Annotated in this window: 19 protein-coding genes; 15 read left to right on the top strand and 4 right to left on the bottom strand. The window is 67.5% G+C overall.

Annotated elements, in window-relative coordinates; translation table 11 throughout:
* Window positions 1–33: 33 nt before the first annotated feature.
* The gene (gene iolC / locus HAV18_RS28660; protein ID WP_166962880.1) at window positions 34–1,992 is read right to left on the bottom strand and encodes a 5-dehydro-2-deoxygluconokinase; all 1,959 of its coding nucleotides are present in this window, start codon (window positions 1,990–1,992) and stop codon (window positions 34–36) included.
* 316 nt (window positions 1,993–2,308) lie between these two features.
* Here iolC and HAV18_RS28655 point away from each other — a divergent pair, with 316 nt between their 5' ends.
* From HAV18_RS28655 to HAV18_RS28620, 8 genes are all read left to right on the top strand, one after another.
* On the top strand, window positions 2,309–3,235 hold the full coding sequence (locus tag HAV18_RS28655; RefSeq protein WP_166962878.1) for a sugar ABC transporter substrate-binding protein: 927 nt from the start codon (window positions 2,309–2,311) through the stop codon (window positions 3,233–3,235).
* 68 nt (window positions 3,236–3,303) lie between these two features.
* Window positions 3,304–4,887: a sugar ABC transporter ATP-binding protein gene (locus tag HAV18_RS28650; protein ID WP_166962876.1), complete on the top strand. Its 1,584-nt coding sequence runs from the start codon at window positions 3,304–3,306 to the stop codon at window positions 4,885–4,887.
* A gap of 27 nt (window positions 4,888–4,914) precedes the next feature.
* Window positions 4,915–5,940 (top strand): ABC transporter permease, encoded by a 1,026-nt coding sequence (locus HAV18_RS28645; RefSeq protein WP_166962874.1) that lies wholly within the window; start codon window positions 4,915–4,917, stop codon window positions 5,938–5,940.
* Window positions 5,941–6,016: 76 nt separating this feature from the next.
* Window positions 6,017–6,928 (top strand): sugar phosphate isomerase/epimerase family protein, encoded by a 912-nt coding sequence (locus tag HAV18_RS28640; RefSeq protein WP_166962872.1) that lies wholly within the window; start codon window positions 6,017–6,019, stop codon window positions 6,926–6,928.
* A 59-nt stretch (window positions 6,929–6,987) separates the two neighbouring features.
* Complete coding sequence (locus HAV18_RS28635; RefSeq protein WP_166962870.1) at window positions 6,988–8,001, top strand: Gfo/Idh/MocA family protein; 1,014 nt, start codon at window positions 6,988–6,990, stop codon at window positions 7,999–8,001.
* Between the two features lie 35 nt (window positions 8,002–8,036).
* Window positions 8,037–8,963 (top strand): TIM barrel protein, encoded by a 927-nt coding sequence (locus tag HAV18_RS28630; RefSeq protein ID WP_166962868.1) that lies wholly within the window; start codon window positions 8,037–8,039, stop codon window positions 8,961–8,963.
* 32 nt (window positions 8,964–8,995) lie between these two features.
* Entirely contained in the window at window positions 8,996–10,168 is a 1,173-nt protein-coding gene (locus tag HAV18_RS28625) for a Gfo/Idh/MocA family protein (protein ID WP_166962866.1), read from the top strand.
* 295 nt (window positions 10,169–10,463) lie between these two features.
* On the top strand, window positions 10,464–11,348 hold the full coding sequence (locus HAV18_RS28620) for a MurR/RpiR family transcriptional regulator (RefSeq protein ID WP_166962864.1): 885 nt from the start codon (window positions 10,464–10,466) through the stop codon (window positions 11,346–11,348).
* A gap of 57 nt (window positions 11,349–11,405) precedes the next feature.
* Here the strand turns inward: HAV18_RS28620 and HAV18_RS28615 are convergent, their stop codons facing one another.
* Window positions 11,406–12,926 carry a CoA-acylating methylmalonate-semialdehyde dehydrogenase gene (locus HAV18_RS28615; RefSeq protein WP_166962862.1) on the bottom strand — a complete coding sequence of 507 codons (1,521 nt, stop codon included), beginning with the start codon at window positions 12,924–12,926 and terminating at the stop codon, window positions 11,406–11,408.
* 114 nt (window positions 12,927–13,040) lie between these two features.
* Between HAV18_RS28615 and HAV18_RS28610 the strand changes: the two genes are divergently transcribed.
* From HAV18_RS28610 to HAV18_RS28580, 7 genes are all read left to right on the top strand, one after another.
* Window positions 13,041–13,976, top strand: a complete 936-nt coding sequence (locus tag HAV18_RS28610) for a LysR family transcriptional regulator (RefSeq protein ID WP_166962860.1) — start codon at window positions 13,041–13,043, stop codon at window positions 13,974–13,976.
* Window positions 13,977–14,093: 117 nt separating this feature from the next.
* Entirely contained in the window at window positions 14,094–14,321 is a 228-nt protein-coding gene (locus tag HAV18_RS28605; RefSeq protein ID WP_006402122.1) for a sulfurtransferase TusA family protein, read from the top strand.
* 199 nt (window positions 14,322–14,520) lie between these two features.
* The gene (locus tag HAV18_RS28600) at window positions 14,521–14,934 is read left to right on the top strand and encodes a peptidase (RefSeq protein WP_166962858.1); all 414 of its coding nucleotides are present in this window, start codon (window positions 14,521–14,523) and stop codon (window positions 14,932–14,934) included.
* A 269-nt stretch (window positions 14,935–15,203) separates the two neighbouring features.
* Window positions 15,204–15,908: a response regulator transcription factor gene (locus tag HAV18_RS28595; RefSeq protein WP_006490421.1), complete on the top strand. Its 705-nt coding sequence runs from the start codon at window positions 15,204–15,206 to the stop codon at window positions 15,906–15,908.
* Window positions 15,905–17,266, top strand: coding sequence for a FecR domain-containing protein (locus HAV18_RS28590; RefSeq protein WP_166962856.1), 1,362 nt, complete (start codon window positions 15,905–15,907; stop codon window positions 17,264–17,266). Before HAV18_RS28595 ends, HAV18_RS28590 begins: the two co-directional genes overlap by 4 nt.
* 10 nt (window positions 17,267–17,276) lie before the next feature.
* On the top strand, window positions 17,277–19,664 hold the full coding sequence (locus tag HAV18_RS28585) for a CHASE2 domain-containing protein (protein WP_166962854.1): 2,388 nt from the start codon (window positions 17,277–17,279) through the stop codon (window positions 19,662–19,664).
* Between the two features lie 37 nt (window positions 19,665–19,701).
* Window positions 19,702–20,316 carry a DUF4136 domain-containing protein gene (locus HAV18_RS28580; protein ID WP_166962852.1) on the top strand — a complete coding sequence of 205 codons (615 nt, stop codon included), beginning with the start codon at window positions 19,702–19,704 and terminating at the stop codon, window positions 20,314–20,316.
* Window positions 20,317–20,368: 52 nt separating this feature from the next.
* Here HAV18_RS28580 and galU read toward each other — a convergent pair whose 3' ends face one another.
* Together galU and HAV18_RS28570 are read right to left on the bottom strand one after the other, a co-directional pair.
* Complete coding sequence (gene galU, locus HAV18_RS28575; protein ID WP_166962850.1) at window positions 20,369–21,253, bottom strand: UTP--glucose-1-phosphate uridylyltransferase GalU; 885 nt, start codon at window positions 21,251–21,253, stop codon at window positions 20,369–20,371.
* An 87-nt stretch (window positions 21,254–21,340) separates the two neighbouring features.
* The gene (locus HAV18_RS28570; protein WP_166962849.1) at window positions 21,341–24,208 is read right to left on the bottom strand and encodes a valine--tRNA ligase; all 2,868 of its coding nucleotides are present in this window, start codon (window positions 24,206–24,208) and stop codon (window positions 21,341–21,343) included.
* Window positions 24,209–24,277: the final 69 nt, after the last annotated feature.

Below are 24,277 nucleotides of genomic sequence, written 5' to 3'. Positions count from 1 at the left end.
GTGAAGAAGATTCGGGTGGATCGTCGCGTCGCGTCACGCCGCGGCGGCGCGGGCCGCGGCCGCACGGCGGCCGAGCCACGCATCCACGAGCTGCGCGAAGTTGCCGGCGACTTCGTCGATCAGCGCCTGGTCGTCGATCCAGCCGGCGAACCAGTTCAGCGAGGCATCGGCCCACAGCGTGCGCCCGACCATGAAGCCCTTGACGATCGGGTTGGTCGCCGAGCGGAAGCTGTCGACGAGGTATTGCAGCGGCTGGTTCAGCCCGAGGATCACCGCGCCACGGCAGTGCGGGTCGCGCTCGGCGATCAGCGCGGCGAGCCGCGCCCAGCCGTCGGCGCTCAGCGGCGTGAGCTTCCACCATTCGGGCATCACGCCGAGGTTGTAGAAGCGCGCGATCGTGCGCAGCACCGCGTCGTCCTCGGTGCCGGCCGGCGTGACCGCGCGCGGTGGAATCATTTCCAGCAGCAGTTCGTTGCCGCTGGCCCGCGTGGCTTCCCACAGTTCCAGCACGCGCTGCTCCTGTTCGACGCGCAGGTCGACCTGATCGTCGGGGTGATAGTGAACGAGGCACTTCACGACCTGTTCGGTCGGCCAGTGCGTGAGCGACGAGCCGACCGAGCGCGTTTCGTCGAAACGCAGCGGCCGCGAGCCCGGCAGCTCGACCGGGCGGCCGACCCACCAGCCGCGTCCGGTGGCCGACGCCAGCGCATCGCTGCCGTAGCCGCCGCCGTCGATCAGCACGCCGACATGGCCTTCGATATGACGATCGCGTTCGACCTGCTCGACCGCGCGCACGAGCAGGCGCTTCAGCGTCCTGATGCGCGCTTCGTCCGCACCGGCCTGCATCGCGAGTTCGTAGAACTGGCTGCGATGGTCGAACGCCATCACGCACAGGTCGTCCCATTCGCGCCGCGGCACCGTCACGCGGTGCAGGTGCGCGAGCGTGTGATCGGCATCGACCACCGGATTGCGGCTGCCGTCGAACCAGTGTGCGAGCTCGGCCGGCGTCGGCATCGCAGCGGAGCACGCGTGGCGCGATACGACGATCGCGCCGCACGCGTTCGCGATGCGCGTCGACTCGGCCCAGTCGCTCCCGCGCAGCAGCCCCGACAGCAGGCCCGACAGGAACGCGTCGCCCGCGCCGAGCACGTTGAGCACCTCGACGCGTTCGCCGAGGAAGGTCGGCGCATCGTCGATGCGGGCGGGAATGTCGCCCTCGATCACGCAGCAGCCCAGCGCGCCGCGCTTGACGACCAGCGTCGCGTTCGTGATGGCGCGCACCGCCTGCAACGACCCGATCACGTCGTGCGGCACGCCGCCCGCGATCAGGAATTCCTCCTCCGTGCCGACCAGCAGGTCGAATTCGCCGAGCACCTGCTGCAACTGACGCGTCACCTGCGCGTCCGGCACGTAGCGGTTCTCGCCCGCGCCACGCGCGGTCAACCCCCACAGCACGGGCCGGTAGTCGATGTCGAGAATCCGCACGACGCCATGGCGGCGCGCATAACCGAGCGCGGTCAGCGATGCCTCGCGCGTGCCCGGCGTCGACAGGTGTGTGCCGGTGATCGCGAGCGCCCGGCAGCCGGCGATGAAGTCCTCGCTGATCTCGTCGGCGCGCACGGCCATGTCCGCACAGTTCTCGCGCACGAACAGCAGCGGGAACGTGTCGCGATCCTTCAGCCCGAGCAGCACCAGCGCGGTGAGGCGCTCGCGGTCGGTCTGCAGCTGGCTCGTGTCGCAGCCTTCGCGCTCGAGTGTCTCGCGCAGGAAGCGGCCCATCTGCTCGTCGCCGACGCGCGAGATCATCGCGGTCTTCAGCCCGAGCCGCGCCACGCCGAACGCGACGTTGCCGGACGAGCCGCCGAGATACATCTGGAAGCTGCGCGCGTCTTCCAGGCGGCTGCCGTACTGCTGCGCATAGAGATCCACGGCCACGCGGCCGAGGCAGGCGAGATCGATGGGGCGGTCACTCGGAAAGTTCAGCAGGCTCATATCACGTGTCACGCTCGCGGCCGGCGTTCGGCGATGCCGGCGGATTAGGGGACCGATCTGCTCGCGACCGTCCGCAACGTGTCTTGCACGACGCGGGACTGCCTGCCGCAAGGAATCGGGCTACGGACGCAGTCTAGGCTTTTTGGAAATCCAGTTCCCTAGGTGAAATCACGTAGAAATAAATTTCCAAATCGTAGAGGAACTGATCTACAGTTTCATCCGGATGCTTCAGTCCGTATCGGATTCGATCGGACTCGGCCCGGCGGCGCGCAACGCGCCGTCTTCCGCCCCCCGGAGATGAGGAGACAGATTGATCATGAAGACCAAGCTGATGGCCGTCGCGGCCGCCGCGATCCTGGCTGCGCCGCTCGCGCATGCCGAGAAGATCGGCGTGACGATGGCGTCGTTCGACGACACGTTCCTGACCATCCTGCGCAACGGCATCACCGACGCAGCGAAGAAGGACGGCGCGACGGTGCAGATCGAGGACGGCGGCAACGACGTCGGCAAGCAGTTGAGCCAGGTCCAGAACATGATCGCGCAGAAGGTCGACGCGATCATCGTGAACGCGGTCGATACCGACGCGACGCCGAAGATCACCAAGATGGTGACGGCCGCGAAGATTCCGCTCGTCTACGTGAACCGCAAGCCGGTCGATTTCGACAAGCTGCCGGCAGGCGTCGCGGTCGTCGCGTCCGACGAAAAGCAGTCGGGCACGCTGCAGGCGCGCCAGGTGTGCAAGCTGCTCGGCGGCAAGGGTGACCTCCTCGTGCTGATGGGCGAGCTGTCCAACGAATCGGCGCGCGCCCGCACCAAGGACATCGAGGACGTGATCGCGACAAAGGATTGCTCGGGGATGAAGATCGTCGACAAGCGCGAAGGCAAGTGGAGCCGCACGCAGGGCCAGGACATCACGATGAACTGGCTGAGCTCCGGCACGAAGTTCGACGCGATCATCTCCAACAACGACGAAATGGCGATCGGCGCGATCAACGCGTTGAAGGCCGCGCGCAAGTTGACGCCGAAAACCGTCGTCGCGGGCATCGACGCGACGCCGGACGGGCTCGCATCGATGAAGAGCGGCGAGCTGAAGGTGTCGGTGTACCAGAACGCGGCCGGGCAGGGGCAGCAGGCCGTCGCGGCCGCGCTCAAGCTCGCGAAGAAACAGCCCGTCGACCGCTACGTGAACGTGCCGTTCGAGCTCGTGACGCCCGAGAACATGAACCAGTACGCGAAGCACTGACCGGTGATCCGTTGAACTGCGCGGGCCCGGCATGGCCGGGTTCGCGCGCGACTTGTCGAGGAACGTCCATGTTTACAGCCAGAGTCGCGCGCCCGATGGCCGGCGGCGATGCGCCTGCCGCTTCGTCCGGCGCGGCCGGCTCGTCGGCCCCGCCGGCTTCTTCCGCGGCCGACTGCGTGCTCGAGGTGCGCGGTGTCGGCAAGTCCTTTCCCGGTGTCGTCGCGCTTGACGGCGTGCAGTTCCGCGTGCGTCGCGGCACCGTCCATGCGCTGATGGGCGAGAACGGCGCGGGCAAGTCGACGCTGATGAAGATCATCGCGGGCGTCTACACGCCCGACCAGGGCGAGATCCTGATCAACGGCGAGCCGGTCGTGCTGAACGGTCCGCTCGATGCGCTCGACCGCGGCATCGCGATGATCCACCAGGAACTCAACCTGATGCCGTACATGACGGTCGCGGAGAACATCTGGATCCGCCGCGAACCGAAGAACCGCTTCGGCCTGATCGATCACGCCGCGCTGCGCCGCCAGACGGCCGAGCTGTTCGAGCGGCTGTCGATCGACATCGATCCGGAAACCGACGTGCGCACGCTGACGGTCGCGAGCCGCCAGATGGTCGAGATCGCGAAGGCCGTGTCGTTCGACTCCGACGTGCTGATCATGGACGAGCCGACCTCCGCGCTGACCGACAAGGAAGTCACGCACCTGTTCCGGATCATTCGCCAGCTGCGCGAGCAGGGCAAGGGCATCGTCTACATCACGCACAAGATGAACGAGCTGTTCGAGATCGCCGACGAGTTCTCGGTGTTCCGCGACGGCAAGTACATCGGCACGCATGCATCGAGCGACGTCACGCGCGACGACATCATCCGCATGATGGTCGGGCGCGAGATCACGCAGATGTTCCCGAAGGAGGAGGTGCCGATCGGCGACGTCGTGCTGTCGGTGAAGAACCTCGGTGTCGAAGGCGTGTTCCGCGACGTGAGCTTCGAGCTGCGCGCGGGCGAGATCCTCGGCGTGGCCGGCCTGGTCGGCTCGGGGCGCTCGAACGTCGCGGAGGCGCTGTTCGGCGTCGTGCCGGCCACGTCGGGCGAGATCCGCATCGACGGCAAGCCGGTGCGCATCACGACGCCCGCGCAGGCGATGAAGCACGGGATGGCCTTCCTCACCGAGGATCGCAAGGACACCGGCTGCTTCCTGAATCTCGACCTGCTCGCGAACATGGAAGCGGCGGTGCTCAGCAACCGCTACGTGAAGTTCAATTTCGTGCGGCAGGCGCAGTTGAAGCGCGACTGCGAGGAAATGAGCCGGATGCTGCGCGTGAAATCGCCCGGGCTGCACGAGGAGATCCAGAACCTGTCGGGCGGCAACCAGCAGAAGGTGTTGATCGGCCGCTGGCTCCTCACGCAGCCGCGCATCCTGATCCTCGACGAACCGACGCGCGGCATCGACGTCGGCGCGAAGGCCGAGATCCACCGGCTCGTCGGCGCGCTCGCCGGCAAGGGCGTCGCGGTGCTGATGATCTCGTCGGAGATGCCGGAAGTGCTGGGAATGAGCGATCGCGTGATGGTGATGCACGAAGGGCGCATGACCGGCATCGTCGATCGCAAGGACGCCGACCAGGTCCGCATCATGGATCTCGCGTCGCGCTGAGCCGAAACAAGATTGGAGACAAATGAAATGGGCAACCTGAATCCGGCTGCGGATGCGCAGACCATGACGATCAAGGCGCGGCACACGAAGTGGCCGCCCGAACTGAGCATCTTCCTCGTGCTCGTCGGCATCAGCCTGTTCTTCGAGATCGTCGGCTGGATCGTCGTCGGCCAGAGCTTCCTGTTCAACGCCGAGCGGCTCGAGATCATCGTGCTGCAGATGGCCGTGATCGGCATCATCGCGGTCGGCGTGAACCTCGTGATCATCACCAGCGGGATCGACCTGTCGTCGGGGTCGGTCGTCGCGGCCGCGGCCGTCGTATCGGCGAGTCTGGCGCAGGTGTCGGACTTCCCGCGCGCGGTATTCCCGCACCTGACCGACCTGCCGATCATCTGGCCCGTGCTGGCCGGCGTGTGCGTCGGGCTGCTGGTCGGCCTGCTGAACGGCTCGCTGATCGCGATGACGGGCATCCCGCCGTTCATCGCGACGCTCGGCACGATGGTCGCCGCGCGTGGCTTCGCGAAGTGGTTCACCAACGGGATGCCGGTGTCGATGCTGACCGATCAGTTCGCGGCCATCGGCTCAGGCGCCAACCCGGTGATCATCTTCCTCGTGATCGCCGCGATCTTCCACGTCGTGCTGCGCTACACACGCTTCGGCAAGTACACGTATGCCATCGGCGCGAACCGTCACGCGGCCGTCGTGTCGGGCATCAACGTCACGCGCCACCTGATCTTCGTCTATGCGATCGCGGGCCTGCTGAGCGGGATCGCCGGCACCGTGACCGCCGCGCGTGCGATCTCCGGCCAGTCGGGCATGGGCGTGATGTACGAGCTCGATGCGATCGCGGCCGTCGTGATCGGCGGCACGTCGCTGTCGGGCGGTCTCGGCCGCGTGACGGGCACCGTGATCGGCGTGCTGATCCTCGGTGTGATGACGTCGGGCTTCACGTTCATCCGCATCGACGCGTATTACCAGGAGATGGTCAAGGGCGCGATCATCGTCGCGGCTGTGATCGCCGACCAGTACCGCAACAAGAAGAAGCGCCGCTGACTTGCCATGCATCGCCGGGCGAGGGCGGCACGTGCCGCCGCCTTCGTCCCGAACCCGCCACCGCCGAGGACCTTCGATGAAGATCGCGCTGGACCCCTACATGATTCGCCACCTGCCGCTCGACCGCCTGCCGCACGCGGTGGCCGAGCTCGGCTACGACCAGATCGAGCTGTCGCCGCGCAACGACTTTCTCGACTGGTGGGTGATGCCGCGCGCGACGCGCGAGCGAATGGCCGCTTTCCGGCAGGCCATGCGCGCGAGCGGCGTCGGCCTCGCGTCGCTGCAGCCGATGTACCGCTGGGCGAGCCCGTTCGAGGACGAGCGGTTATGGGCCGTGCGTTGCTGGAAGAAGGCGATCGAGGTCGCGCTCGAGATGGAGTGTGCGCTGATGGTATCGGAGTTCGGGCGCGGCGCGTCGCCCGAGCGCTCGGTCGGCGAACGCCCGGGGGCAAACCCGAGGGAGCTGTGCGAAGCCGCGTGGTTCCGTTCGATGGACGAGCTGCTGCCGATCCTCGAGCGCGAACGCATCGTGCTGTCGGTCGAGCCGCATCCGGAGGACTGGATCGAGCAGCTGCAGCCGGCGATCGACATCGTCACGAACCTGGGCTCGCCATCGCTGAAGCTGTCGTACATCGCGCCGCACACGTTCTACTACGGCGACGACATGGCTGCGATGATCGCGCAGGCCGCGCCGATCCTCGCGCACGTGCGCGTGGCCGACACCTTCGACCACCGAAAGAGCAGCCAGTTGCGCTACATCGTGAACCCGCCCGGCTCGAACCAGATTCGCGTGCACCAGCATCTCGACATCGGGCAGGGCGAGATCGACTGGGACGTGTTCTTTCGTGCGCTCGGCGTGGCAGGCTTCGACGGCGTGATGTCGTCGTGCGTGTTCGCGTGGGAGGACCGCGCGGAAGCGTCGTCGCGCTACATGCGCGACGCGATCCAGCGCTACGTCGATCGTCATTTCGATCGCACGGCGCGCTGACTTATTGCTGACCGGTGCGGTGAATGCCGCGCCGTAAATGAACGACTGGAGACTGTTAGATGACCTTGCAAATCGGCGTGATCGGCTGCGGCGCGATCGGCCAGGACCACATCCGCAGACTGACCCGCACGCTATCCGGCGCGCGTGTCGTGGCCGTCAACGACATCGACCCGCAGCAGGCGCGCGACGCGGTGACGAAGTACGGGCTCGATGCCGAGATCTACGGCGACGGCCACGAGGTGGTCGCGGCCGCCGACGTGCAGGCCGTGCTCGTCACGTCGTGGGGGCCGACGCACGAAGCGTTCGTGCTCGACGCGATCGCGCACGGCAAGCCGGTATTCTGCGAGAAGCCGCTCGCCGTCACGGCGGAAGGCTGCATGCGGATCGTCGAAGCGGAAGTCGCGCACGGCAAGCGGCTCGTGCAGGTCGGTTTCATGCGTCCGTACGACGAAGGTTATCGCGCGCTGAAGCGCGTGATCGACAGCGGCGAGATCGGCGCGCCCCTGATGCTGCATTGCGCGCACCGCAACCAGTCGGTCGGCGAGCGCTACACGACCGACATGGCGATCACCGACACGCTGATCCACGAGCTCGACGTGCTGCGCTGGCTGCTCGGCGAGGACTACGTGAGCACGCAGGTCGTCTATCCGAAGAAGACGCGTCACGCGTCCTCGCATCTCGCCGATCCGCAGATCGTGCTGCTGGAAACCGCGAGCGGCGTGCGCATCGACGTCGAGATCTTCGTGAACTGCCAGTACGGCTACGACATCCAGTGCGAGGTGGTGGGCGAGCAGGGCATCGCGAGGCTGCCCGATCCGCCGGCCGTGGGGCTCAAGCATGCGGCACGTCAGTCGGTCGAGATCATGACCGACTGGAAGGAACGCTTCATCGCGTCGTACGACGTCGAGCTGCAGGCGTTCATCGACGGCGTGCGCGCGCACGCGCTCACCGGGCCGTCGGCGTGGGACGGCTACGCGGCGGCGGTCGCGGCCGACGCCTGCGTGAGGGCGCAGAAGAGCGGCGCGGTCGAACCGATCGCGATGGCCGACCGTCCCGCGTTCTATCGCGGCTGAACCATGGCCACGCGCCGCTTGCCGGACTGACCGATATGACGATGAAGATGGGTTGCGCACCGTGCTGCTGGGGTGTCGACGACGTGAAGAACCCGCACCTGCCGCCGTGGCGGCAGGTGCTCGCCGAGGCCGCGCAGGCCGGCTACTCGGGCATCGAGCTGGGGCCGTACGGCTACATCCCGCTCGAACTCGACGTGGTGAGCGCCGAGCTCGAGCGGCAGCGCCTGAGCATCACGGCCGGCACGATCTTCGACGATCTCGTGGCGCCGGAGAACCTGCCGAACCTGCTGCGCCAGACGCGCGAGATCTGCGCGCTGATCACGCGGCTGCCGAAACTGCCGACGCAGGACGGCCAGCGCTACGCGGCGCCGTACCTGGTCGTGATGGACTGGGGGCATGAAGAACGCGATTACGCGGCCGGCCACGCCGATCGCGCACCGCGGCTGTCCGGCGAACGCTGGGCCGGCATGGTCGAGCACATCCGGCAGATCGCGACGATCGCGCGCGACGAATTCGGCGTGCGCACGGTGATCCATCCGCATGCGGGCGGCTACATCGAGTTCGCGGACGAGATCGACCGGATCGTCGCCGACATTCCGGCCGACACGGCCGGCCTTTGTCTCGATACCGGCCACCTGCATTACTCGGGCATGGACCCGGAAACCTGGCTGCGCCGCCACGCGGCGCGCCTTGACTACGTGCATTTCAAGGACATCGACGCGGCCGTGTACGACGCGGTGATGGGCGAACACATCGCGTTCTTCGCCGCGTGCGCGCGCGGCGTGATGTGCCCGATCGGCACCGGCGTGCTCGATTACCGGTCGATCCGCCGCGCGCTCGACGACATCGGCTACGCCGGGTACATCACGATCGAACAGGAGCGCGACCCGCGCAATGCCGGCACGAGCCTGCGCGACGTCGCCGCGAGCCGCGCGTTTCTAGCTTCGGCCGGCTTTGCATGACCCCCTGAACCCGCACCAGGAACACCACCATCATGATTGACGGACAGATTCTGCTTGGACATTCGATTCGCTGGGGCATGGTCGGCGGCGGGCTCGGCAGCCAGATCGGCTACAGCCACCGGTCGGCCGCGCTGCGCGACGGCAGCTTCCAGCTGGTCGCCGGCGCGTTCGACATCGATCCCGAACGCGGCCGCCAGTTCGGCGTGAAGCTCGGCGTCGCGGCGGACCGCTGCTATCCCGACTACGCGACGATGTTCGACGCCGAGGCACGCCGCCCGGACGGCATTCGCGCGGTGTCGATCGCGACGCCGAACAACACGCACTTCGAGATCTGCCGCGCGGCACTGAACGCGGGGCTGCACGTGGTCTGCGAGAAGCCGCTGTGCTTCACGACCGAGGAGGCCGAGACGCTGCAGCGCCTGTCGGTCGAGAAGAACCGGATCGTCGGCGTCGCGTATGGCTATTCCGGACACCAGATGATCGAACAGGCGCGCGAGATGATCGCGCGCGGCGATCTCGGCGAGATCCGCATCGTGCAGATGCAGTTCGCGCACGGGTTCCACAGCGAGGGCGTCGAGGCCGCGAGCGCGGCCGCGCGCTGGCGCGTCGACCCGAAGTTCGCGGGCCCGAGCTACGTGCTCGGCGATATCGGCACGCATCCGCTGTACATCTCGGAGATGATGGCGCCCGAGCTGAAGATCCGGCGGCTGATGTGTTCGCGGCAGAGCTTCGTGAAGAGCCGCGCGCCGCTCGAGGACAACGCGTTCACGATCATGGAATACGACACGGGTGCGGTCGGCTACGTGTGGTCGAGCGCGGTGAACGCGGGCTCGATGCACAGCCAGAAGGTGAGGGTGATCGGCTCGAAGGCCAGTGTCGAATGGTGGGACGAGCATCCGAACCAGTTGCGCTACGAAGTGCAGGGGCAGCCCGCACAGGTGCTCGATCGCGGGATGGGTTATCTGCATCCGCACGCATTGCGCGAAGATCGCATCGGCGCCGGGCATCCGGAGGGGCTGTTCGAGGCCTGGTCGAATCTCTATGCGCGCTTCGCGCTCGCGATGGATGCGGCCGATCGCGGCGACGCCGCAGCGTTGAAGAACATCCGCTTTCCGGATGTCCATGCAGGCGTGGAAGGCGTGCGCTGGGTCGAGAACTGCGTGCGCTCCGCCGACGCGGGCAGCGTGTGGGTCGACTATCGTTGAACCGACGGCACGAGCCGGTTGCGGCGAGGGGCGGGCGGCTTCCCGCCGTTTTGCACCGATGGCCGGCTCGGTAGACACCCTAATCTTTACGACGTCGCGCGAGCGTTGGACAATCGCCTCCAGTATCGCCGTGGAGCGTAGGCAAGTGATGATCGAGCGCGTGGGAGCGAGCGCGCGGCGCAGGCCGCGCCGCAAACGTGATTAAATTCGCCCTTCATGCATGTATCCAGCTGAGCCCCGGGCCGCGTCCGTCCGCATCGCGCGCGCATCGGGGCCGTCAACTTCGCGCTATCCGATGAGTTCATCCGAGAAACCTCCCGCCACCGTCGAACAGTTCCTGCAGCATCTGACGCAGGAGTACGACGGCCTCAGCAATCGCCTGAAGGTGATTGCGCGCCACGTGGAAACGCATCGGGACCAGCTTGGCCTGGAAGGCATCCAGTCGCTCGCGGAGGCGTGCGGCGTCCAGCCGTCGGCCGTCGTGCGCTTCGCGAAGCATTTCGGCTTTTCCGGCTTCTCCGAGATGCAGCGGCTGTTCCGCGAAGGGCTCGCGCAGCAGATCGCGCCGGGGCGCGCATACAACCTGCGGCTGCGCGACGTGATCGAAGCGGGCTCGTCGAGCCTGCAGCCCGAGCAGATCGCCGACGAGTTCATCAAGGGCAGCATCGCGGGGATGCAGCAGCTGCGGCAGACGCTCGATTCGCAAGCGCTCGCGCAGGCCGTCGACCTGCTCGCCGACACCCAGGCGATCTGGATCGCCGGCTCGCGGCGCGCGTTTCCGATCGCGGTGTACCTCGACTACGCGCTGCAGCACACCGACAAGCGCATCGGGCTGTTCAGCGCGCTGGGCAGCATGCATCTCGGGCAAATCCGGTCGGTGCGCGAGGGCGACGTGATGATCGTCATCTCGTTCATGCCGTACGCGGAGGAAACCGTGCAGGTCGCGCAGCAGGCCGTGCAGCGTGGCGCGAGGCTGATCGCGATCACCGACAGCCGGATGAGCCCGCTTGCGCGGGAGGCCGAGGTGACGCTGATGGTGCAGGACAGCGAGACGTTCGGCTTCCGCGCGCTGACGGCCACGATGGGCCTCGCGCAGAGCCTGTTCGTCGCGCTCGCGTACCGGCTCGAGCTGTCGTACCTGCCGACCGCCGACGGCGCGCACGGCACGAAGGCCGGTTGACCTTTACGGTCGGCGTGCCGCCTGCGACCTCGATCGGCGGGCTGCACGCCGGTTGGCTTACTTCGCGGTCGGCATCGCGAATTCGGCACCCTTGCCGATGCTCGACGACCAGCGCTGCATCACCGACTTCTGGCGCGTGTAGAAGCGCACGCCTTCCTCGCCGTACGCGTGCATGTCGCCGAACAGGCTCTTCTTCCAGCCGCCGAAGCCATGCCACGCCATCGGCACCGGGATCGGCACGTTGATGCCGACCATCCCGACCTGGATGCGCCGCGCGAATTCGCGTGCGATGCCGCCATCGCTCGTGAAGCACGACACGCCGTTGCCGAACTCGTGCGCGTTGATCAGGTCGACCGCCTCGCCGAAGTCCTTCACGCGCACGCAGCCGAGCACGGGCCCGAAGATTTCTTCCTGGTAGATCCGCATGTCGGGCGTCACGTGGTCGAACAGCGTGCCGCCGGTGAAGAAGCCAGCCTCGCGGCCCGGCACGCGCAGCCCGCGACCGTCGACCACCAGTTGCGCGCCTTCGTTCACACCTTGCTCGATATAGCCTTCGATGCGCTTGAGCGCATCGCCGGTGACGATCGGGCCCATCTCGACTTCCGGCGACATCCCGTCGCCGATCACCAGCTTGCGGGCGCGCTCGGCCACCAGCGGCACGATCTGATCCGCGACGTCGCCGACCAGCACCGCGACGCTGATCGCCATGCAGCGTTCGCCGGCCGAGCCGTACGCGGCGCCGATCAGCGCGTCGACGGCCTGCTCGAGGTTCGCATCGGGCATCACGACCAGATGGTTCTTCGCGCCGCCGAGCGCCTGTACACGCTTGCCCGACTGCACCGCGCGCTGCTGCACGTACGCCGCGATCGGTGTCGAGCCGACGAAGCTGACGGCCTGCACGTCCGGGTGGTCGAGCAGCGCGTCGACCGCACCCTTGCCGCCCTGCACGACGTTGAACACACCGGCCGGCAACCCGGCCTGCGTGAGCAGGTCGGCGATGAACAGTGCCGCCGACGGGTCGCGCTCGCTCGGCTTCAGCACGAACGTGTTGCCGGTCGCGATCGCGACCGGGAACATCCAGCACGGCACCATGCACGGGAAGTTGAACGGCGTGATGCCCGCGACGACGCCGAGCGGCTGGCGCATCGTCCAGTTGTCGATGCCGGTGCTGACCTGGTCGGTGAAATCGCCCTTCAGGAGCTGCGGCACGCCGCAGGCGAATTCGATGATGTCGATGCCGCGTGCGACTTCGCCCTGCGCGTCGGAGAACACCTTGCCGTGCTCGGCCGTGATGATCGCCGCAAGTGCGTCGCGGTGCTCGTTCATCAGCTGCAGGAAGCGGTGCAGGACGCGCGCGCGGCGGATCGGCGGCGTCGCTGCCCACGCGGGGAACGCGGCATGGGCCGACGCGACGGCCTGCTGCACTTCGCTGTCGTCGGCGAGCGCGACGCGGCGCACCGCGCGGCCGAGCGCGGGATTGAGGACGTCCTGGAAGCGGCCGCTGCGGCCGGCGACGGGCGCGCCGTCGACATAGTGGCCGACGTCGGCGTCGGAGGTGTACGCGGGAACCGGATTCATCGTGTCTCCTGGGGGATCGGGTGGGAGTGGACAGCACCCAGTCTAGGCAAACGCGCAGGGTGGGAGAAGGCCGCGCAGCTTGATTCACTGTTCAGAATTCTGAATAATCAGTGGATGAATCAGCAAAATGTCCAGGCGCTCTGGCCGCATATCCATTCGCTGACGGTGCTGGCCGCGGCCGGCAGTTTCACGGCCGCCGCGCAGCGGCTCGGCATCAGCAAGGCCGCGATGAGCCAGCGCATCGCCGATCTCGAAAAAGCAGCCGGCGTGCCGCTCGTGCGTCGCACGACGCGCAGCGTGCGGCTCACCGACGCGGGCCAGACGCTCGTCGACAGCACGCGCGACGCGTTCGAGTCGATCGGGCAGCACTTCGCGCGCGTGAAGGATCTGGCCGGCGAGCCGCGCGGCCTGCTGCGCGTGACGGTGCCGGTCGCGCTGGGGCGCCAGCAGGTCGTGCCGCACCTGCCCGATTTCCTGCGGCAGCATCCGGGCGTGCAAATCGAGCTCGACCTGTCGGACCGGCTGCATTCGCTGACGCAGGAGGGTTTCGACCTCGCGATTCGCCATACGACCACCGCGCCGCAGACCCACGTCGCATGGAAGTTGTGCGACACGCGCTCGTTGCTCGTCGCGAGCCGCGACTACCTGGACGCACGCGGCGCGCCGCGTCATCCGAGCGAACTCGTCGATCACAGCTGCCTGTGCTACCTGCGCGACAACGAGCCGGCCGCATGGAGCTTCGAGCCGCACGGCCGGCGGCGCGAGCGCGTGAGCGTGCCCGTGCGCGGCAGTTTCGCGGCGAACAACAGCGAGGCGATGCGCGAAGCCGCGCTCGGCGGGCTCGGCATCGCGCTGCTGCCGGATTTCAGCGCGCAGCGCGATCTCGACGCCGGCCGGCTCGTCGCTCTGCTCGACGGCTGGCGGCCGTCGGGCGCATTCGGCGATCACATCTTCGCGATCCGCCCGTACAGCCCGGTCGTGCCGAGCGCGGTGCGCGCGCTCGTGCGGCACCTGCGCGAGCGGCTCGCGGGCGGTTTTTCCGACGCGTGAGCCCGGTGCCCGTGCGCGCCACGCCATGGGCTGCCCGGGCAGGCGCGGCAGCGCTGCGGTAAAATCGCGGCTTCCTCCCGCGCCGCATGTGGCGCGTCATTCGAAGGTCGAAAGCCGATGCAGATTCACAAGGAAGTGGACGCGCGCGGGCTCAATTGCCCGTTGCCGATCCTGCGTGCCAAGAAAGCGCTCGCCGATATGGAAAGCGGGCAGATCCTCAAGGTGCTCGCGACCGATCCGGGTTCGCAGCGCGATTTCGCCGCGTTCGCGAAGCAGACGGGCAACGAAATCGTCGAATCGACGACGCAGGACAAGACATTCGTGTTCCTGATGCGCCGCCGCTGACGGCCCGCGTCACGGTGCCTGCCGCGCCCGGCGCCCGCCGGGCGCGCTTTTCTGACAATTCTTAAACCTCGCTTCGTGATCGGCTGCGTATACTGACCCGGCCGGTCGTCCGCTCCCAGCGGAGGCGCCGGCCACGGTACGTCTTATGGCGGGCACGGGGGCCATGCCTGACGCTACCGTCGTACAACGGGGAGAGGACATGTCCTTCAGACCAGGGACTATTCGAAGTCCGTCCGGAGCGGAACGCAGCGTATCGGGACTGAGCCGTATCGAGCTCGACCCGCAGCAGGATCGCCACGCGCGTGCCGCGCTGGAGGCCTATGCGGATTCGGCTGCGGCCGAGATGCCGTGGCTGGCCGAGTGGCTCGACGAACGGCTGCGCGATGCCGCGCTGGACGACGGCTCGGGCCTGACCTACTGCGGTGCGACGATCGAGCGCGTGTTCGATCTGGCGCAGGCGTGGGCGGCGGGCCAGCCGGACTACGCGGCCACCGCGTGGGAGCGCGTGCGCGGCCAGCTGCAGCGGATGCTTGCACAGCCGGCGCGTCCGGAATCGCTGTCGCAGCACTTGCCGGCCGACGATGTCGCCGAGCCGGTGGCGGGCGTCGACTAGGCGCTCGATTGCGCGGCGGGAAGGATTATTCGAAGAAAAGACGGTAGTCCGCGCAATTTATTGGCGAATTTCATACTACTATGATGAAATCGCCGGTTCGTCCGCGCCCCGTTTTTGAGATATTTAGCCGGGGTCGCCGGTTTGCGCAGATGGCGCGAGCGGCGAACGACGGCTCGCCGGCCGGTATCCGGAAGCTTCGCGCGTGCTGCGCGACCGGGTTGAGGGCGGGGAGCTGAACTGGACGAATCGATTTCGATTTGCGGGGTGCTATGAGAATTGCTGTACTGGATGACGATCCGGCCCAGACGGATTTCGTCAGTCAAACGCTGACGGCCGTTGGCCACACGTGCTATGCGTTCAAGGAAGGCAAGGCCCTGAAGAAGCGTCTGCAGCGCGAGACGTTCGATCTGCTGGTGCTCGACTGGAACGTGCCCGACATGTCCGGCGAGGAAGTGCTGAAGTGGGTGCGTGCCAATCAGACCGAGCACAGCCTGCCGATCATCTTCATGACGAGCCGTGACGACGAGGCGGGGATCACGCAGATCCTCAACGCCGGCGCCGACGATTACGTGGTCAAGCCCGTGTCGGGCCCGATCCTGCGCGCACGCATCGGCTCGCTGCTGCGCCGCGCGTATCCGGTCAACGCCGAGGCCACCGTTCGCGAATTCGATCAATTCCGTTTCGACGTGAACCTGAAGCAGGCCTACGTCGGCGACAAGGCCGTGAGCCTCACGCAGAAGGAATTCGAGCTCGCGCTGCTGCTGTTCCAGCACCTCGACCGGCCGCTGTCGCGCGCGCACATTCTCGATCTCGTGTGGAAGCAGGCGACCGACATCCCGTCGCGCACGATGGATACGCACATCTCGATGCTGCGCACCAAGCTCGGCCTGCGGCCCGAAAACGGCTATCGCCTCGCGCCGATCTACGGCTACGGCTACCGGCTCGAGCGGGTCGGCCAGGGGGAACCGGAGTGACCGCGGGAATCACGCAGCGCACGGCGAACCTGCGCACGGCGGCGCTGCGCGTGTCCTGCGCGGTCGCGTTTGCGTTCGCCGCGCAGCATGCGGCCGCGCAGCCGCCCGCCGCCGCGGGCAAGATGGTCGTCTACCGCACGCAGGCGGGCGACACGCTGTACGACGTCGCCGCGCGCTACCTGCAGGGCGCGGACGACTGGCAACTGCTTCAGCAGATCAACGGCGTGCCCGCGCCGAAGCGCCTGCAGCCCGGCATCGCGCTGAAGCTGCCGGTGGCGCGTCTGCGCAAGGAAAAGCTGACCGCGCGCGTCATCGCGGTGCAGGGTACGGCCGAACGCGCGTCCGGCGATGCTTACGCGCCGCTCGCGAACGACGCGACGCTCGCCGAGGGCGATCGCGTGCGCACGGGCCCGAACGGCTTCGTGACGCTCGAGCTCGCCGACGGCACGCACATGAGCCTGCCGCCCGACAGCCAGCTCGACCTGAAGGCGCTGCGCCGCACGGTGCTGACCGGTACGCTCGATCGTGAGTTCGAGCTCACCCGCGGCTCGGTCGACAGCGAGGTCACCCACCTGAAGAAACGCGACGACCGCTTCCAGATCCGTTCGCCGTCGGTCGTGGCCGGCGTGCGCGGCACGCACTTTCGCGTGAATTACGACGCGGTCGGCAATGCGTCGACGCGTGTCGAAGTGCTCGACGGCACGGTCGGCGTCGCGGGCGACCGGCAGCCGGCCGACCCGACGCTCGTGCATGCAAATTTCGGCAGCGTCGCGACCTCGTCCGGTGCGGTCGGCGCGCCCGTCGAGCTGCTGCCTGCGCCGGCGCTCGCGCATCCCGACAAGGTCCAGGACGAGCCCGACGTTGCATTCGACGTCGCGCCGCTCGCCGACGCGCATGCCTACCGTTTGCAGCTCGCGCACGACGCCGGGCTGCTCGACCTGTTCCGCGAAACGCGCACCGATTCGCCGCGCGCGGTCTTTCGCGACGTGCCGAACGGGAACTACTTCGTGCGGGTCGCCGCGATCGATGCGAACGGCCTTGAGGGCCGGCCGCGCACGTACGCGTTCGAACGCCGCGTGATGGGGCTCGACGCAAGCGCGTCGCCCGGCGCCGGCGGCTACGAGTTCCGCTGGTCGCCGAACGGTTCGGGCAAGGATGCGCGCTACCGGTTCGTGCTGTCGCGCTCGAAGGACCTGAGCGCACCGGTCGTCGACCAGGTCGGCCTGCATGCGCGCCAGATCACCGTCGCGCACCTGCCGCCGGGCGACTATTTCTGGGCCGTGACCGTCGAGGAATTCGAAGGCGGCAAGTTCTACGAGAAGACCAGTCCGGTCAGCGCGTTCACGCTGTCGCGCTGATCCGCGGCGCATGAAACCCGACTCCGTTTCCCCGCGGCGGCGCCTCGGCCGCCGCTTCCTGATCGAATGGATCGCGATCGGCTGCCTCGGGATCGCGGTGATCCTCGCATGTGCGATCGGCCGCCTGTCGGCGAGCGTCGACGGCCTGATCTACGACCGGCTGCTGATGCTGCGCAGCCTGCCGCTGTCGCCCGACGTGGTGGTCGTCGACATCGACAACCAGAGCGTGTCCGCCCTCGGCCGCTGGCCGTGGTCGCGCGACGTGCATGCGCGGCTGCTCGACACGCTGGCGCGCGCGCAGCCGGCGGCCGTCGTCTACGACGTGCTGTTTACCGAACCGTCTCCGGAGGATCGCACGTTCGCGGACGCGATGAGCCACGTGCCGACCTTCCTGCCCGTGCTGCTGAGCCCCGAGCAAGCGGACGGCACGCGCGAGGTCGATCCGCCGGTGGCCGCGCTCGCGGCGCGCGCGGTCGGGCTCGGCCACATCAACCTCGAAGTCGACCGCGACGGTATCGTCCGCAGCGTTGCGCTGTTCGAAAGCGACGGCCGCGTGCGCTGGCCGCAACTGATGGTGCCCGTGTATCGCGCGATCCAGGGAGGCCGGCTGCATCCGGTCGGCGGCGCGCCCGGCGCGCATGCGCACGACCTGTCGCGCGATGCGGCGGGCGAGGGCCGCTACCTGATCCCGTTCAGCCGCAACACGCCCGCCTATCCGACGCTGTCGTTCGACGACGTGCTCGAAGGGCGCGTGAAGCCCGACGCGCTGCGCGGCAAGATCGTCGTCGTCGGCGTGACGGCGTCGGGGCTGTACGACCGCTTCGCGACGCCCGTGTCCGGCGACTTCGGCCCGCTCGCCGGCGTGTATATCCATGCCAACGTGCTCGACATGCTGGCCACCGGCAGCGCGATTTCGCCCGCGTCGCGAGCCGGGCTGTTCGCCGCGTCGCTGCTGCCGCTCGCCGCGCTGCTGGGCGGCTTCCTGATGCTGTCGCCGTGGCGCGCGCTGCTGCTGACGCTGAGCCTTGCCGTGCTCGCCGTCGTCGCGAGCACGGCGCTGCTGTTCGAGGCGCGCATCTGGCTGTCGCCGGCGCCCGCGATCTTCGGGCTGATCGCCGTCTACCCGATCTGGAACTGGCGACGCCTGGAAATGACGATGTCGTACCTGCGCCGCGAGCTGCAGCGGCTCGCCGACGAGCCGCACCTGCTGCCCGAGGCGCCGCGCACGCGCAGCGTCGGCGGCGACCTGCTCGAACGGCAGATGGCGCTGATGGCGCAGGCCGCGCAGCGCGTGCAGGACATGAAGCGCTTCGTGTGGGACAGCCTCGACAGCATGCCCGAGCCGATCTTCGTGACCGACCTGGCCGGCACGGTGCTGATCGCGAACCATGCGGCGAAGCGCTACGGGTCGCGGCTCGCGCTGCCGCTGCCGGAAGGGCGGCCGCTGCGCACCGCGCTCGGCGAGCTGACGTTCATGAAGACCGTCGACGGCAACGCGGAGCACGATGCGGCGATCCGCGAGCACTGGCCCGCCGCGCTCGACCCGACGCTCGAGGCCGAGCACGACGCGATGGCGCGCGGTATCGAGGTGCGCGATCGCGACGGCCTCGACCATCTGTTACGCTACGCGGCTTGTACCAACGCGCAGGGCCGCGTGACGGGCTGGATTGCCGGCCTCGTCGACGTGACCGAACTGCACGCGGCCGAGCGGCATCGCGAGGAGGCGCTGCACCTGCTGTCGCACGACATGCGTTCGCCGCAGGCTTCGATCCTCGCGCTCGTCGAGATCGAGCGCGACCGCGTCGAGACCGACGCGACGCGCGGGCTGCTCGCGCGGATCGAGCGCTACGCGCACCGCGCGCTGTCGCTCGCCGACGAGTTCGTGCAGTTGGCGCGCGCGGAGTCGCAGGCGTACCAGTTCGAAGTGACGAGCCTCGTCGACGTGCTGATCGATGCGAGCGACGAGGTATGGCCGCAGGCGCAGGCGAAGCACATCCGCATCGACACCGAGGTCGGCGCCGACATGTGCTGGGTGCGTGCGGATCGCTCGCTGATCACGCGCGCCTTCGTGAACCTGATTAACAATGCGGTCAAATACAGTCCGTCCGACACCGTGATCGCGTGTACGCTGACGATCGAGCACGCGTCGAAGCGGATGTTCTGTACGATTCGCGATCAGGGGTACGGCATCGCGCCGGAAGATCAGCGGCATCTGTTCGAACGTTTCAAGCGATTCCACGCCGGCGAGCGGCCCGAGATTTCGGGTTCCGGGCTCGGCATGGCATTCGTGAAGACGGTCGTCACGCGCCATGGGGGCAGCGTGACGGTCGACAGCGAGGTGGGTGTCGGTACCGCGGTGACGGTATCGTTGCCCGCGATCGACGAGCCGTCCGCCTGACAGGGCCGGGCGCGACGGCAGGCATTTGGGGAAAGCCATGAGAAAGGAATGGGCAGCGGCCGCGCTGGCGGCGTCGCTGTTGACGGGTTGCGCCGGCGTGACGAGCGGCGTGAGTGCGATCGGGCAGCCGAACGCGTTCGCGTCCGATGCGCACGGCTACGATTTCGTGCGGACGGCCGCGCAGGCCAACGATGCCGAATACCGGCAGATCGAGACGCTCGTGCGCGACGAACTTGCACATCGCGGCTTCGATGCGAAGTCGCTCAAGGACGCGCGCTACCGGTTGTCGGTCGCCTACGCGACGCAGCCGACGGCGGTCGCGGCCGTCGCCGACCAGTGCGGTGCGGCGAGCAGCGCGTGCGTGACGGTCGATGGGCCGTCGCCGCTCGCGCTGCCGTTCGCAGGCAAGGTCTACCGCCACGTGCTGACGCTGCGGTTCGTCGACGCGAATTCGGGTGCCGACGTGTATCGCGTGACGGCGTCGCTGCGCGATCGCGACCCCGGCACGCAGCAGGCCGCGCCGGCGCTCGTGAAGAGCGCGCTCGCGAAGGTACCGTTCGACGCGGGCAACGGCTGGCTCGTCAAGACGAAAAAAGACGACGCGGGCGGAATGCCGGGCGTCGTCTCGGTGAAGCCGGCCGAAGCGCGCTGAGCGGCGGCCGGTGAGGTGAGGGCGGGCCCGCCGGGGCGAGCCCTTGCCGCGTTCAGGCGGCCGGGTGCGCGCCGCCGCGCGTGCGCAGGTATTCGTCGAATTCCACGCCGACTTCCGAATGACGAAGCGCGAATTCGACCGTCGCCTTCAGGTAACCGAGCTTGCTGCCGCAGTCGTAACGCGTGCCCTGGTACTTGTAGGCCAGCACCTGTTCATCGGCGAGCAGCGCCTGGATCGCGTCGGTGAGCTGCAGCTCGCCGCCCGCGCCCGGCTTGAGCTTGCGCAGGTGCTCGAAGATCCGCGGCTTCAGGATGTAGCGGCCCACCACGCCGAGGTTCGACGGCGCGACTTCCGGCGCCGGCTTTTCGACGATCGCCGACATCTTGACGATCGACTCCTCCCACTCCTTGCCGTCGACGATCCCGTACGACTTCGTCTCCGACGGCGGGATCTCTTCGACGCCGATCACCGAGCTGTGATAGTGGTCGAACACGTCGACCATCTGCTTCATCACGGGCGGGTTGCCGTCGAGCAGGTCATCGGCGAGGATCACCGCGAACGGGTTGTCGGCCACGAGCTTTTCCGCGCACAGCACCGCGTGGCCGAGGCCGAGCGCTTCCGGCTGGCGCACATAGAAGCAGTCGACATGGCTCGGCTTGATGCTGCGCACGAGCTCGAGCAGCTTTTCCTTGCCGCGTGCCTCGAGCTCGGCCTCGATCTCGTACGACTTGTCGAAGTGATCCTCGATCGCGCGCTTGCTGCGCCCGGTGACGAAGATCATCTCGGTGATGCCGGCGGCGATCGCTTCCTCGACCGCGTACTGGATCAGCGGCTTGTCGACGACCGGCAGCATTTCCTTCGGGCTCGCCTTCGTTGCCGGCAGGAACCGCGTGCCGAGGCCGGCAACGGGGAATACCGCCTTGGTGACTTTCAACATGATCGAACCTTTATTCCTGTAATCGACTTGTCAGACGGTACATGTTCACGTCCCCATTATAGTGAACGCAAACGGCCTTACCCTTTGTTACGCAGGCAACCGATCGAGCTGCGCGCGCAGTTTTTCGAGCGTGCTCTGGAATTCCGCGACGCGTTTCTGTTCCTGTTCGACCACCGCCGGCGGCGCCTTCGCGACGAATGCCTCGTTGCCGAGCTTCGCATTGCACTTCGTGATTTCGCCAGTCAGGCGCGCGATTTCCTTCGACAGGCGCTCGCGTTCGGCCGCGACGTCGATTTCGACCTTCAGCACCAGCTTGTTCGGCCCGACGATCGCGATCGGCGCGCCGTGCGCTTCCTTGTCGAGCGCCGCTTCGTCCGCGAGGATCTGCACTTCCGACAGGCGCGCGAGAGCCTGGACGTACGGCGCGAACGAGCGCAGGCGCTCGGCATCGCCGGCAGCGAGCAGCGGCACCTTGGTTGCCGGCGACAGGTTCATCTCGCCGCGCAGGTTGCGGCACGCGTCGACGATCGCCTTCAGGTCGGCCGCCCACTGCTCGGACGCCTCGTCGATCTTCTGCAGGTTCGCGACCGGGTACGCCTGCACCATCAGCGACGCTTCGCCCTCGGCCTTACCCTGCGGATAGCGGCCCGCGAGCGGCGCGACCTTCTGCCAGAGCGCTTCGGTGATGAACGGGATGATCGGGTGTGCGAGGCGCAGCACCGTCTCGAGCACGCGCAGCAGCGTGCGGCGGGTTGCGCGCTGCTGTTCCGGCGTGCCGTTCTGGATCTGGACCTTCGCGAGTTCGAGATACCAGTCGCAGTATTCGTCCCACACGAACTTGTAGATGCTGCTTGCGATGTTGTCGAAGCGGTAATCGGCGAAACCCTTCGCGATGTCGGCCTCGGTGCGCTGCAGCAGCGACACGATCCAGCGGTCGGCCGCCGAGAAGTCGAGGTAGCCGCCCGGGCCGCAATCGCCCGCGCCGCACACTTCCGGCTTGTCGCTGCCGCAGTCGTGGCCTTCGCAGTTCATCAGCACGAAGCGCGTCGCGTTCCACAGCTTGTTGCAGAAGTTGCGGTAGCCTTCGCAGCGTGCGAGGTCGAAGTTCACGTTGCGGCCGAGCGTCGCCATCGACGCCATCGTGAAGCGCAGCGCGTCGGTGCCGAACGCGGCGATGCCGTCCGGGAACTCCTTGCGCGTCTTCTTCTCGATCGTCGGGGCTTTCTTCGGGTCCATCAGGCCCGTCGTGCGCTTCGCGACCAGCGCCTCGAGGTCGATGCCGTCGACGATGTCGATCGGGTCGAGCGTGTTGCCCTTGCTCTTCGACATCTTCTGGCCTTCCGCATCGCGCACGAGGCCGTGCACGTAGACGGTGTGGAACGGCACCTGGCCCGTGAAGTGCGTGGTCATCATCACCATCCGGGCGACCCAGAAGAAGATGATGTCGAAGCCCGTGACGAGCACCGACGACGGCAGGAAGTGCTTCAGTTCAGGCGTTTCGTTCGGCCAGCCGAGCGACGAGAACGGCACGAGCGCCGACGAGAACCACGTGTCGAGCACGTCCTCGTCGCGCTTCAGCGCGCCCGCATAACCCTTGGCGGCAGCCTGCGCACGCGCTTCCTCCTCGTTGTGCGCGACGAACACCTCGCCGTTCTCGCCGTACCACGCGGGAATCTGGTGGCCCCACCACAGCTGGCGCGAGATGCACCAGTCCTGGATGTTCTCGAGCCACTGGTAGTAGGTGGTCGTCCAGTTTTCCGGCACGAACTTGATCTGGCCGTTACGCACGACGTCGAGCGACGTTTCGGTGATCGACTTGCCCGGGTTGAACGTGCCTTCCGGCGCCGGCTTTGTCATCGCGACGAACCACTGGTCGGTCAGCATCGGCTCGATCACGACGCCCGTGCGGTCGCCGCGCGGCACCATCAGCTTGTGCGGCTTGACGGAGTCGAGGAAACCCTGCGCGTCGAGATCGGCGACGATCGCCTTGCGCGCGTCGAAGCGGTCGAGGCCGCGATACTGCTCGGGGCCGTTGTCGTTGATCTTCGCGTCGAGCGTCAGGATTTCGATCGGCGCGAGGTTGTGGCGCTGGCCGACCTGGTAGTCGTTGAAGTCGTGCGCGGGCGTGACCTTCACGACGCCCGTGCCGAACTCGCGGTCGACGTAATCATCGGCGATCACCGGGATCTCGCGGCCCGTCAGCGGCAGCGTGACGAGCTTGCCGATCAGGTGCGCGTAGCGCTCGTCTTCCGGATGCACCATCAGCGCGACGTCGCCGAGCATTGTCTCGGGGCGCGTGGTGGCGACGGTCAGCGAGCCCGAGCCGTCGACGAGCGGGTAGCGGATGTGCCACAGGTGGCCGTTTTCCTCTTCGCTCGCGACTTCGAGATCCGACACCGCGGTGAGCAGCACCGGATCCCAGTTGACGAGGCGCTTGCCGCGGTAGATCAGGCCCTGTTCATAGAGCGTGACGAACACGTCGCGCACGGCGGCCGACATCTTGTCGTCCATCGTGAAGTATTCGCGCGACCAGTCGGTCGACGCGCCGAGGCGGCGCACCTGGCCCGTGATCGTCGAGCCGGACTTCTCCTTCCATTCCCACACGCGCTCGACGAACTGCTCGCGACCGAGGTCGTGGCGCGAGACGCCCTGCGCGTCAAGCTGGCGCTCGACGACGATCTGGGTGGCGATCCCCGCGTGGTCGGTGCCGGGCACCCACAGCGTGTTCTCGCCGAGCATCCGGTGGTAGCGGGCGAGGCCGTCCATGATCGTCTGGTTGAACGCGTGGCCCATGTGCAGCGTGCCCGTGACGTTCGGCGGCGGCAACTGGATCGCGAAATCGGGGCGGGACGGATCGAACGCCGGGGCGGCATAGCCGCGTTTTTCCCACTCCGGCCCCCATTGGGACTCGATGGTGTGGGGCTCGAAGCTCTTCGCAAGCGTGTTGTCGCTCATGTTGGAAATCTGCCGAAAAATGCGTGAATTGGATGCCGAATCTGACAATTATAAATGGATGCCCATCGG

The sequence above is a fragment of the Burkholderia sp. D-99 genome, assembly GCF_011605345.1.
In the GTDB taxonomy this organism is placed as follows: domain Bacteria; phylum Pseudomonadota; class Gammaproteobacteria; order Burkholderiales; family Burkholderiaceae; genus Burkholderia.
This window is presented reverse-complemented; position numbering and strand designations above follow the sequence as displayed.

What these genes read in the sequence shown, in the direction of transcription:
- iolC (WP_166962880.1), bottom strand. Translation starts at nt 1,992, where the DNA reads ATGAGCCTGCTGAACTTTCCGAGTGACCGCCCCATCGATCTCGCCTGC.
- HAV18_RS28655 (WP_166962878.1), top strand. Translation starts at nt 2,309, where the DNA reads ATGAAGACCAAGCTGATGGCCGTCGCGGCCGCCGCGATCCTGGCTGCG.
- HAV18_RS28650 (WP_166962876.1), top strand. Translation starts at nt 3,304, where the DNA reads ATGTTTACAGCCAGAGTCGCGCGCCCGATGGCCGGCGGCGATGCGCCT.
- HAV18_RS28645 (WP_166962874.1), top strand. Translation starts at nt 4,915, where the DNA reads ATGGGCAACCTGAATCCGGCTGCGGATGCGCAGACCATGACGATCAAG.
- HAV18_RS28640 (WP_166962872.1), top strand. Translation starts at nt 6,017, where the DNA reads ATGAAGATCGCGCTGGACCCCTACATGATTCGCCACCTGCCGCTCGAC.
- HAV18_RS28635 (WP_166962870.1), top strand. Translation starts at nt 6,988, where the DNA reads ATGACCTTGCAAATCGGCGTGATCGGCTGCGGCGCGATCGGCCAGGAC.
- HAV18_RS28630 (WP_166962868.1), top strand. Translation starts at nt 8,037, where the DNA reads ATGACGATGAAGATGGGTTGCGCACCGTGCTGCTGGGGTGTCGACGAC.
- HAV18_RS28625 (WP_166962866.1), top strand. Translation starts at nt 8,996, where the DNA reads ATGATTGACGGACAGATTCTGCTTGGACATTCGATTCGCTGGGGCATG.
- HAV18_RS28620 (WP_166962864.1), top strand. Translation starts at nt 10,464, where the DNA reads ATGAGTTCATCCGAGAAACCTCCCGCCACCGTCGAACAGTTCCTGCAG.
- HAV18_RS28615 (WP_166962862.1), bottom strand. Translation starts at nt 12,926, where the DNA reads ATGAATCCGGTTCCCGCGTACACCTCCGACGCCGACGTCGGCCACTAT.
- HAV18_RS28610 (WP_166962860.1), top strand. Translation starts at nt 13,041, where the DNA reads ATGAATCAGCAAAATGTCCAGGCGCTCTGGCCGCATATCCATTCGCTG.
- HAV18_RS28605 (WP_006402122.1), top strand. Translation starts at nt 14,094, where the DNA reads ATGCAGATTCACAAGGAAGTGGACGCGCGCGGGCTCAATTGCCCGTTG.
- HAV18_RS28600 (WP_166962858.1), top strand. Translation starts at nt 14,521, where the DNA reads ATGTCCTTCAGACCAGGGACTATTCGAAGTCCGTCCGGAGCGGAACGC.
- HAV18_RS28595 (WP_006490421.1), top strand. Translation starts at nt 15,204, where the DNA reads ATGAGAATTGCTGTACTGGATGACGATCCGGCCCAGACGGATTTCGTC.
- HAV18_RS28585 (WP_166962854.1), top strand. Translation starts at nt 17,277, where the DNA reads ATGAAACCCGACTCCGTTTCCCCGCGGCGGCGCCTCGGCCGCCGCTTC.
- HAV18_RS28580 (WP_166962852.1), top strand. Translation starts at nt 19,702, where the DNA reads ATGAGAAAGGAATGGGCAGCGGCCGCGCTGGCGGCGTCGCTGTTGACG.
- galU (WP_166962850.1), bottom strand. Translation starts at nt 21,253, where the DNA reads ATGTTGAAAGTCACCAAGGCGGTATTCCCCGTTGCCGGCCTCGGCACG.
- HAV18_RS28570 (WP_166962849.1), bottom strand. Translation starts at nt 24,208, where the DNA reads ATGAGCGACAACACGCTTGCGAAGAGCTTCGAGCCCCACACCATCGAG.